Annotated in this window: 10 protein-coding genes; 8 read left to right on the plus strand and 2 right to left on the minus strand. The window is 68.0% G+C overall.

Annotated features, from left to right (window positions below):
- The first annotated feature begins 69 nt into the window (after positions 1-69).
- Entirely contained in the window at positions 70-1,662 is a 1,593-nt protein-coding gene (locus tag BLW84_RS13630) for a tryptophan halogenase family protein (RefSeq protein WP_093265466.1), read from the plus strand.
- A 174-nt stretch (positions 1,663-1,836) separates the two neighbouring features.
- Here the strand turns inward: BLW84_RS13630 and BLW84_RS13635 are convergent, their stop codons facing one another.
- Both BLW84_RS13635 and BLW84_RS46155 read right to left on the minus strand, forming a co-directional pair.
- The gene (locus BLW84_RS13635; protein WP_093265467.1) at positions 1,837-3,438 is read right to left on the minus strand and encodes a BTAD domain-containing putative transcriptional regulator; all 1,602 of its coding nucleotides are present in this window, start codon (positions 3,436-3,438) and stop codon (positions 1,837-1,839) included.
- Positions 3,439-3,962: 524 nt separating this feature from the next.
- Positions 3,963-4,193: a hypothetical protein gene (locus BLW84_RS46155; protein WP_143060942.1), complete on the minus strand. Its 231-nt coding sequence runs from the start codon at positions 4,191-4,193 to the stop codon at positions 3,963-3,965.
- Between the two features lie 66 nt (positions 4,194-4,259).
- Here BLW84_RS46155 and BLW84_RS13640 point away from each other — a divergent pair, with 66 nt between their 5' ends.
- The 7 genes from BLW84_RS13640 (at position 4,260) to BLW84_RS49030 (ending at position 9,907) form a co-directional block, all read left to right on the plus strand.
- Positions 4,260-4,694 (plus strand): helix-turn-helix domain-containing protein, encoded by a 435-nt coding sequence (locus BLW84_RS13640; protein ID WP_093265469.1) that lies wholly within the window; start codon positions 4,260-4,262, stop codon positions 4,692-4,694.
- A gap of 192 nt (positions 4,695-4,886) precedes the next feature.
- The gene (locus BLW84_RS13645) at positions 4,887-5,288 is read left to right on the plus strand and encodes an ImmA/IrrE family metallo-endopeptidase (RefSeq protein WP_177226449.1); all 402 of its coding nucleotides are present in this window, start codon (positions 4,887-4,889) and stop codon (positions 5,286-5,288) included.
- Between the two features lie 9 nt (positions 5,289-5,297).
- Positions 5,298-6,518 carry an MAB_1171c family putative transporter gene (locus BLW84_RS13650; RefSeq protein ID WP_093265470.1) on the plus strand — a complete coding sequence of 407 codons (1,221 nt, stop codon included), beginning with the start codon at positions 5,298-5,300 and terminating at the stop codon, positions 6,516-6,518.
- Between the two features lie 70 nt (positions 6,519-6,588).
- Positions 6,589-6,909, plus strand: coding sequence for an ArsR/SmtB family transcription factor (locus tag BLW84_RS13655; RefSeq protein ID WP_093265501.1), 321 nt, complete (start codon positions 6,589-6,591; stop codon positions 6,907-6,909).
- Positions 6,906-7,175 (plus strand): hypothetical protein, encoded by a 270-nt coding sequence (locus BLW84_RS13660; protein ID WP_093265472.1) that lies wholly within the window; start codon positions 6,906-6,908, stop codon positions 7,173-7,175. The genes BLW84_RS13655 and BLW84_RS13660 overlap by 4 nt, the downstream gene beginning before the upstream one ends.
- A gap of 129 nt (positions 7,176-7,304) precedes the next feature.
- On the plus strand, positions 7,305-9,536 hold the full coding sequence (locus BLW84_RS13665) for an MMPL family transporter (protein ID WP_093265473.1): 2,232 nt from the start codon (positions 7,305-7,307) through the stop codon (positions 9,534-9,536).
- A 152-nt stretch (positions 9,537-9,688) separates the two neighbouring features.
- A complete protein-coding gene (locus BLW84_RS49030; RefSeq protein ID WP_093265475.1) occupies positions 9,689-9,907 on the plus strand; it encodes an MbtH family protein in 219 nt (72 codons plus the stop codon).
- Positions 9,908-10,055: the final 148 nt, after the last annotated feature.

A 10,055-nucleotide genomic window follows, 5' to 3' on the forward strand; every position in this document is an offset into this window, starting at 1 on the left:
CGAACCAGGTCGCGGTGGTGTCCTACGCGGCCCTCGATCAGGCTGTGCGAGTGAAGGGTGCCTATTGGCATGGAAGATCATCGGATCAAGGATGTGGTCGTCCTCGGCGGTGGTACGGCGGGCTGGATGACCGCCGCATACCTGGGCAAAGCACTGGGCCAGCACGCCAGGATCACCGTGTTGGAGGCGCCGTCGATCCCGAAGATCGGGGTGGGCGAGGCGACGGTTCCCAACCTGCACAAGACCTTCTTCGATTTCCTCGGGCTTTCCGAGGAGGAGTGGATGCGCGAGTGCAACGCCAGTTTCAAGATGGGCATCAAGTTCATCAACTGGCGCACCGACGGGACCGGTCAGGCCGACGCGCGTCCGCACGGCGGCGGCACCGACCACTACTACCACCTGTTCGGCATCCTTCCCAACCACGAGAATCTCCCGCTGTCGCACTACTGGGCGGCGAAGAAGCTGAGCGGGCAGACGGACGAGGCGTTCGACTACGCCTGCTACCGGGAACCCGCGATCATCGACCAGAAGCTCTCGCCCCGGCACTCCGACGGTACGAAGTGGACGAACTACGCGTGGCACTTCGACGCCCACCTGGTCGCGGACTTCCTGCGCAGGTTCGCGACCCAGAAGCAGGGCGTGGTGCACGTCGAGGACGAGATGGTCGACGCCTTGATCGACCAGCGGGGTCACATCACCGCGCTGAAGACCAAGGCCGGGCGGACCATCGAAGGCGACCTGTTCATCGACTGCTCGGGATTCCGCAGCCTGCTGATCAACAAGGTGATGCGGGAGCCGTTCCTGGACATGAGCGACCACCTGCTCAACGACAGCGCGGTGGCCACCGCGGTGCCGCATGACGACGAGACCAACGGCGTCGAGCCCTACACCTCGTCGATCGCGATGAGCTCCGGGTGGACCTGGAAGATCCCGATGCTCGGCAGGTTCGGCACGGGCTACGTGTACTCCAGCAGGTTCGCGGACGCCGACACCGCCACTGCCGAGTTCTGCCGGATGTGGGGCTTGGACCCGGAGACCCAGCCGTTGAACCACGTGAAGTTCCGGGTCGGGCGAAACCGCCGGGCATGGGTGAAGAACTGCGTGAGCATCGGCCTGTCGTCGTGCTTCCTCGAACCGCTGGAGTCGACCGGGATCTACTTCATCACAGCCGCGCTCTACCAGCTGGGCAAGCACTTCCCGGACAAGCGGTTCGACCCGGTGCTGGCCGACTCGTTCAACCGCGAGATCGAGATCATGTTCGACGACTCGCGGGACTTCCTGCAGGCCCACTTCACGCTGGCCCCGCGCACCGACACCCCGTTCTGGCGGGCCTGCAAGGAACTCGAGCTCGCCGACGACATCAAGCACAAGATCGCCGCCTACCGCGCCGGCCTGGCGATCAACATGCCGATCACCGACGAGGTCAACTACTACGCGAACTTCGAGGCGGAGTTCCGCAACTTCTGGACCAACAGCAGCTACTACTGCGTCTTCGCCGGACTGGACGTGCTGCCCAGTCACCCGCTGCCGGCGATGACCTACCGCCCCGACGCCTTCGAGGGGGCGGAGGCGGTGTTCGCCGAGATCAAGCGCAGCCGCGCCGAACTGGTGGCGAAGTTGCCCAGCACCTACGAATACCTGCGAAACCTGCACGGCCGCTGAGCGGCGCACCGCGCCCCGTCAGTCGCCCGCGTCGGGGAGGTCTCGGCGCGGGCGAACGCCATCCGGTCGGCGGATTGGGGCCTGGTTCACCGCCCGCTAACATTTATTTGCAGGTGGTGGACCAGCCCGATTCCGGAGAAGGCGGGTGGTGCTGCGGGGATTCGGAACGGCCGCTCAGGCCGGTACTGACGGCTTCTGTCGGCCGGCAGTGAAGGCCTCGTCGTGGGCCAGTTCGCGGGCGACCAGACGGGCGAGGTCGTGAAAGCGGTAGGTGTGCTGACCGGCACTGTCCACTTCGGCCAGTTCGAGGAGGTGCAGGTCCAGCAGGTGCTCGGTGATCTGCTCACCGACCACATCGGAAAGCCCGAGCACGGTGCTCGTGGCGGAGTGCGGGAACGAGGGTTGGTCCAGCAGGGAGAGCTGCAGCAGTGCGGTGCGGGGCTGCTCATCGAGCAACCGGTAGCTGCGCTCCAGCCGCTCTCGGACGTCGAGGTCGCCCAGCTGGAGTTCGCTCAGGCGGCTGCGCTCGTCGGCGAGTCGGGCGGCGAAGCGGGACAACGACCAGTGCTGCTTGGTGGCGAGCCGGGCGCCCGCGATCCGGACGGCCAGCGGTAGGCCGGCGCAGAACTCGACGATCTGCCGCGCCGCCACCGGTTCGGAGCGGACGCGCGCGTCGCCGACGATGCGGGCGAAAAGCGCGTTCGCTTCGCCGAAATCGAAGAAGCCGAGGTTGATCGTGCGCTGGCCTTCCAATGTGGTCAGGCTGGGCCTGGTGGTGATCAGGGTTCGGCACTTCGGGTTCGCGGGCAGCAGCGGTCGGATCTGGGCGACGTCGGCCGCGTCGTCGAGCACGATCACCGACTGCCGGTGCGCCAACGTGCTGCGGTAGAGCTGGATGCGGTGGTCCGTGCTCGTCGGCAAGGAATGCTCTTCCACGCCGAGACCGCACAGGAGCGTGCCAAGCGCGTGGTACGGGGTCAGCGGGCTTTCGCTGCCGCCCTGCAGGTCGACGAAGAGCTCCCCGTCGGGGAAGTTCTCGCGGTTCAGGTTGGCGGTGTGGACCGCGAGGGTCGTCTTGCCGATCCCGGCCATGCCGGTGATGACGAGGGCCGGGGGCCGCTGCGACGCGTCGCCCGGTTCTGGGCGCAGGAAGCGGGAGATGAGGTCGAGCTCATCGGAACGGCCGCTGAAGTCCGGGATGCCGGTGGCGAGCATCGCCGGTCGGCTGGTGGTGGTGAGGCTCTCGCGGGTGCCCGACGGGAGCTGGACCCGGGGCAGGTCGTTGGTGAGGATCGTCTGGTACGCGCTCTTGAGGGTTTCGCTGGGGTCGACGCCGAACTCCTCGCCGAGCAGTCGTCGCCCTTCCTGGTAGGTCGCGAACGCTTCGGCCTGCCGGTCGCACCGGTACAGCGCGATCATGAACTGGGCCCGGATGCGTTCCCGCAGCGGGTGCGCGTTGACCAGCCCGACCAGTTCGGCGGTGAGCCGGTCGTGGCGCCCCAGCGCCAGGTCCGCGTCGATCCGCGCCTCCAGCGCTTCCATCCGTGCTTCCTCGATTCGCGGGCGTTCCATTTCCGCCAGCAACTCCGTGACGTCGGTCAACGTCGGGCCGCGCCACAGGTCCAGCGCCGAGCGCAGCAGTTGCGCGGCCTTCTCGTACTGCTGCGCTTGCAGCGCGGCGCGGCCGGTCCGGGAAAGATGTTCGAACTCGTGCAAATCGAAGCGGGCGGACCCGATCCGCAGGTAGTAGCCCGGGCCTTGGCGAATTATCGACATATCGCCGCACAGGTGTCGACGCAGTCGCGAAGCATAGGTATATATCTGCGCCTGGTAGGTGGCCGGTGGGTTCTCGCCCCAGAGAACTCCGCCGAGCTGAGCGTCGGAGAGGACTCTTTCCCTGGCCAGTAGCAGTGCCGCCAGAATGGTCCTCTGCTTTGATCCTTTTAGCGGAAGCTCGGCGTCGCCGGACCATAGTCCGACCGGGCCAAGAATGCGGCATTCCAACGGGACACCTTTCCTACGTTCGCAGTAATAGGTCGGTGCTGCGCGGGTGGGCCGGATCAGCGGGGCGCGCCGCCACCGCGACCGGGCCCGGCCGGCGGTGCCGCGAACCTGCTGTTGCGACCGCGGTCCTCCCGCGGTGGGCCCGCGCGGCAGCGGCGCGGCCGTCGAGCACTCTCCGGTGCTCGCCGGCCACGCTCGTCCGCGACGGGTACTCGGCTGCGAAACGCCCCCACGTCGTTGCCGCCGGTTCCGGTCAGGGGCCGAACCAGGCCGCTAGGTCGCCATCGCCGAGTCGTTCAACCGTTCGTCGAAACGCGGGATGCCCGCAGCGGGAGAAAGTTCCGCCGCCGGCTGCCGGTGGTGGCGGTGGTGGCGGTGGTGGCGGCGGGAAATCCGATTACCGACGAAAGTTGGTGTCTTTCGTTTTTCAGGTTCAGCCGGGAAAAGCTTCCCGTCGTCGCCAATTTACCCAGGGCCCTGGTGTCCGTCAACTGACGTGGCAAGGGGGCGTCCTTCGCTGTCCACATCCGCTGATGCTGGTACGCTCGGCTCGGCGAACGTTAAATAGTTGCCGCGTGGATAAAGGGGTTTGAATGGGTGACGTGGCACCGGTCGGTGGGAGAACTCTCGCCGCGAAGGTCGACCACCTGTTCCGCAACGCCCACCGCCACGAGTGCACCTACGAGGAAGTCGCCGAAGCGATCCGGGAACGCGGTGGGCCGACCATCTCGGCGACCTATATCTGGCAACTGCGAAAGGGAATTCGGGACAATCCGACAAAACGGCACCTGGAGGCGCTCGCCGGTTTTTTCGGCGTGCCGCCCGCCTACTTCTTCGATGACTCCGTCTCCGAGCAGATCGATGCCGAGCTGGCGCTGCTCAGTGCCCTGCGGGACAGCTCGATCCGCCGGATGGCGCTGCGCGCTTCCGGGCTGTCGCCCAAGAGCCTCGGCGCGCTCGCGGAGATGATCGAACGCGTTCGCGAACTAGAAGGTCTACCGGACACCCCGGCGGACCAGGCCGACTGACCAGACCTTCTCGGGGGAACTGCCTTGAGGTCTCGCGGGATTGCATCGTGGTGCCGCGCGTGGAGCTTCCGGAAGCTGCGCCGCCGCTGCGAAGCCAGGCTGGACGAGCTGCCCCTGCCCCGGCCGTTCGGTGCCCGAGCCCTGGGTGAGGTGGTCGCCGCCCGCCGCGATCGTCCACTTCGGATAATGCCGATGACCGGGAATTCCGGGGTGCTGGGGCTGTGGCTGGCGACGGCCGACATCGACCTGGTCTTCTACGAGCAAGCGACCACGCTGCCCCACCAGGAGCACATAATCCTGCACGAGTTGTGCCATCTGCTCTGCGACCACTACGCCGCACCGATGCCGATCGCCGACTTCGCCCAGGCGCTGCTGCCCGGGCTCGACCCCGCGATGGTGCGCCGCGAGCTGCAGCGCACCTCGTACACGGAGGTCGAAGAGCAGGAGGCCGAGCTGCTCGCCTCGCTCATCTTGCAACGCGCGCAGCAGGATTCGGTCACCGCGCCCGAGTCGACCTGCGGTGAGGACCTGGCGGAGCGGATAGCCTCGGCACTGGCCTGGCCGGAAGCCGAACCGGGCGCGAGCGGGGAGTGACCGGCCGGCATGATTGATGCGCTGCGGTTCTACGGGCCACCGGTGGCCGTGGGCATCATCGTCGTGCTGACCCTGGTGGACGGGCGCCTTCCCCGCAGCACGACCCAGCGCGTGGTCCGGGTGGGCCTGCTGGCCCTGGGGGTCTCGCAGGCGCTGAACACCCCGGCGATCTACGCCGAGATCGACCGGATCACCGGTATCCCGAACGTGGCCCGGTTGCTCTCGCACGGCGCCATGCTGGTGGTCGTCTGGTCTGCGTTCGCCTTCATGTCCTACCTGAACTGCCCGGCGAAGGTGGCCAAGCGCAGGTCGGCGCACCACGCTTGCTGGATCGCCGGTGCTTTCGCCTTGATGAGCGTGCTTTTCGCGCTGGCCCCCGTCGACGTCGACGAGGTGCGCTTCGCCTCTCGCTACGGTGATGCGCCGTGGGTCCTGGAGTACTGGCTGGTGTACCTCTTCTGCCTCGCGCCGGTGTTGCTGGCCATCGCCTGGGAGACCTGGCGGTACGCGCGACTGGTCACCGGTGTGATGCTCCGGACCGGGTTGCGGCTGATCGGTGTCGGCGCGCTCTGCGCGTTGGTCTACCACGCGCACAAGGCCTTCTTCTTTGCGGCGAACAGGTTCGACGTCGCCTACCCGGCGGCGACGGGTCGACTGCTGGACGTGTGGCTGCCCCCGGCCGCGACGGTGCTCGTGCTCGTCGGCGCGACCAGCCAGTGGTGGGGGCATCGGCTGCGGCTTCCCTCGCTGGCTCGTTGGCTCCGGAGCTACCGCAGGTACCTGGCGCTCCGCCCGCTCTGGTTGGCGCTGTACCGCGCCAACCCGCAGATCGCCCTGGTGCCACCCCTGCCACGGCTGTTCGAGGTGCTGGTGCCGAGGGACGTCGGGCTCCGGTTGTACCGCCGGGTCATCGAGATCCGCGACGGCAGGTTGGCGTTGCAGCCCTACCTCGATCCCGGATTCGCCGTGGAAGCCCACCGGCGGGCTTCCGGAAGTGGTGTCACCGGGCAGGAACTCGATGCGATCGTGGAGGCGGCGGTGCTCGATGCGGCGTTGCGGGCACATGCGTGCGGTCGGCCGCTGGTGCATTCCTCGGCGCAGCTCAGCGTTCCCGGTGGCGGCGATTTCGACAGCGACGTCGCCTTCCTGACCGAAGTGGTGCGCGCTTTCCGCCGACTTCGCAGGCGCGGTGGGCGCGTGTGGCCGCTGCCGGCCCAGCCGGCCGGGTAACCGGCGCTGGAAGCCCTCGCTGCCACCCGCTAAGGTTTGTTTGCATGTGGTGGGTGTTGTGACGATCTCCATGCCACCGGGAGATGATCTGGTGCAGATCCTCGCGACGTTGGCCAATCCGCACCGGATGCGGGTGCTGGCGGCGTTGACAGCGCAACGCAACTACGTGAGCCGGCTGGCGCGTGAACTCGGCATCAGCAGGGCGCTGCTGCAGGTGCACCTCCGGAAGCTCGAGGCGGCTGGTCTGGTGACGGCTCACCTGGAGGTCGCCGCGGACGGCAAGTCGATGAAGTTCTACGAGGTGCGGCCGTTCGCGCTCCAACTGACCCCGGAAACCATCAGCGACGCCGCCCGAACTCTCAGCGCGGACGAGAAAGGATCGACGGAATGAGCTTCTACGGCTGGCAGGAGATCATCGGTGTCATCGGCGTTTTCGTCCTGATCATCGCGGTGATCACGATGTCCATCTGGCAGCTGGGCGCGACGGTGCGGGCCAAGGCCGTGCTGCGCCGCGAACAGGAGTACCGGGCATTGGTGGAGAAGACCGTGCAGGTCCAGGAGGACAGCCAACGGAAGCTGGCCGAGTTGAGCGGCCAGCTGACGGAGGTGCACCAGCGGATGCGGAAGATCGAACAAATCCTCCAGCAAGTGGAGTAACCGCGCTGGTGCCAACGAAGGTTCTGGGCCGCCGAGCGGCAACTCGGCGGCCCAGGTGGGAAGAAGCCCCAACTCGCCCTGGCGGGCGAGCGCTCACAGGACAGCTCCTTCGAGGGAGGACTCTAGTTCATGCTGCGCAAAGGAAGGTCCCCCGATCGGCCTGCCGATGCCGGATCCCAGCCGCACCGCGACCGGTCGGGTGCGCTGATCGAGCGGTTGGCCGGATGGTCCATCCGGCACCGCGGGATTGCGATCATCGGCTGGCTGGCACTGGTCGCGTTGGCCGTGTTCTCCAGCGGGCTGCTGCCCGGTGAGGACGCGCGTGGGCAGGACCCCGGCGAGACGGGCGTGGCCGAGCAGGTGATCCGGGACCAGCCCGGCTACGAACCGGCCAGGGAGAACGTGCTGGTCCAGGCGCACGCCGGCGGCGGCCGGTTCGTCGACGACCCCGAACTGCGCCGCGCCACCGAGGACCTGGTGGCGACGCTGCGGCGACTGCCCGGCGCGGTCGCCGACCTCCGCTCCCCGCTGGCCCCGGACGGCAGGCAGCACATCTCCCGCGATGGCACATCCGGCCTGGTGACGTTCTTCATCGCCGGCCCGAACGAGGAGATGACCGAGCACTACCGCCACGCGTCGGCCGCGGTGCGCGAGGTGGCGCAGCGCCACCCCGATGTGCGGGTGGTGCAGGCCGGGGACCAGAGCCTCGCCGCCGCGGTGGACCAGTCGATCAAGGAGGACTTCAGCCGTTCGGAGTTCATCTCGCTGCCGATCACGGTGCTGATCCTGCTGTTCGTGTTCGGTTCCCTGATCGCCGCGTCGATCCCGCTGCTGCTGGCCGGGACCACGGTGGCGGCCGCCTTCGGGCTGTTGGGCGCGGTGGGGAAGTGGCTGCCGATCAACAGCGCCACCTCGTCGATGATCCTGCTGATCGGGGTGGCAGTCGGCGTCGACTACTCGCTGTTCTACCTGCGCCGGGAACGCGAGGAGCGGGCGGCGGGCCGTTCGGTGGGGGACGCGCTGCGCATCTCGGCGCGGACTTCGGGCCGGGTCGTGGTGGTGTCCGGCCTGACGGTGATGCTGTGCGTGGGCGGGTTGTTGTTCACCGGACTGACCAACTTCCGGGCACTCACCATCGGAACGGCGCTGGTGGTGGGCTTCGCCTTGCTCGGTTCGGTGACGGTGCTGCCCGCGGTGCTCTCCCTGCTGGGCTCGTGGGTGGAGAAGGCGCGCGTGCCGTGGCTGGGCAAGTGGCGGTCCACCGCGCGCGAGTCGCGGACCTGGATGGCGGTGGCGCGGGCCGTGGTCCGCCGCCCGCTGGTCTTCGGTGGCGCGGCGACGCTGCTGCTCGGGCTGATGGCGATGCCCGCGCTCGACATGCACCTGCAGGACGCGGGGCCGACGAACAGCCTGCCCCGCACAGTGTCCGCAGTGGACGGTGCGATTCGGATGCAGGAAGCGTTCCCCGGTGCGCCCACCCCGGCCAAGGTGGTGCTCTGGGGCGAGGTGGACGATCCGGCGGTCCCGGCCGCCGTTGACCGGCTGCACGACCGGATCGCGAGCAGCGGTGGCCTGCTCGCCGAACCGATGACGGTCGTTCGCAATGGTGCCGCCGTGGTGATCCGGGTGCCGCTGGCCGGTTCCGGCACCGACGAGACCTCGAACCGCGCCTTGGAGCTCTTGCGCGACCAGGTCGTGCCCGAGACGTTGGGGCAGCTGGTCGGGATCGAGCACGCGGTCTCGGGCCGGACCGCCTTCGCCTACGACTTCACCAACCAGGTGCGGGCGGGTACGCCGCTGGTGTTCGGGTTCGTGCTGCTGCTGGCGTTCGTGCTGCTGCTGGCCGCGTTCCGCACGTCGACCGTCGCGATCGTGTCGATACTGCTGAACATGTTGTCCGTCGGTGCCGCGTACGGTGCGCTCACCTGGGTCTTCCAGGACGGGAACCTGGCCGGGGCGTTGGGGTTCACCCCGTACGGCGGAGTCGTGGGCTGGCTGCCGCTGTTCATGTTCGCGCTGCTGTTCGGGTTGAGCATGGACTACCACATCTTCATCCTCAGCCGGATCCGGGAGCGCTGGAGCGGTGGTGCGAGCGCGCGGGCGGCGATAGTCGGCGGCATCGGCAGCAGCGCCAGCGTGGTCACCAGCGCCGCGGTGATCATGACCGCGGTGTTCGCGGTGTTCGTCGTGCTCACCGCGGTGGAGTACAAGATGCTCGGCGTGGGCATGTCGGTGGCGATCCTCATCGACGCGACCATCGTGCGCGGTGTGCTCCTCCCAGCCGCGCTCGCGCTGCTCGGCGAGCGCGCATGGGGCATTCGAAAACCTGCCGGGGAACCACGGGTTGCTGTGTCGCGCTGAACGTTCGGTGGCGTTGCGCCTGCCGCATCGGCGATAGGTGGGATATAGACCGAGTATTGCGGTCGGGAGAACTCTTCGGTCAGTGCAGTGGTGGCATCGGTGCGTGCGCGCACCGGTGTGCCGCTTTCCCGTACTGGAGTGAGGAGTTCGGCGTGGCCGAGGAGCAGGACGACAACCAGGTCTACCTCGTCGTGGTCAACGACGAGGAGCAGTACTCCATCTGGCAGGCGGATCGGGAGCTCCCGGCGGGGTGGCACGCCGAGGGCCTTGAGGGCACGCGCGCGGAATGCCTCGCGCACATCGGTCAGGTGTGGACGGACATGCGCCCGCGCAGCCTCCGCCTCCGCATGGAACAGGCCGCCGCGAAGTAATCCGATGGGCACCCGCGCGGTGGCGCGGATGTCCCGGTCCGCCCGGGACGTCCGCCGCACCGCGCCGAACACGTTCTAACTGCCGCCGGTTCGGCGTCGGCCGAAGCAGCGGAAGTTCTCCCAGGCAGCGGGCTTTTGAGCGCAGTGG

It is taken from the genome of Saccharopolyspora shandongensis, assembly GCF_900106995.1.
GTDB classification, from domain to species: Bacteria; Actinomycetota; Actinomycetes; order Mycobacteriales; family Pseudonocardiaceae; genus Saccharopolyspora; species Saccharopolyspora shandongensis.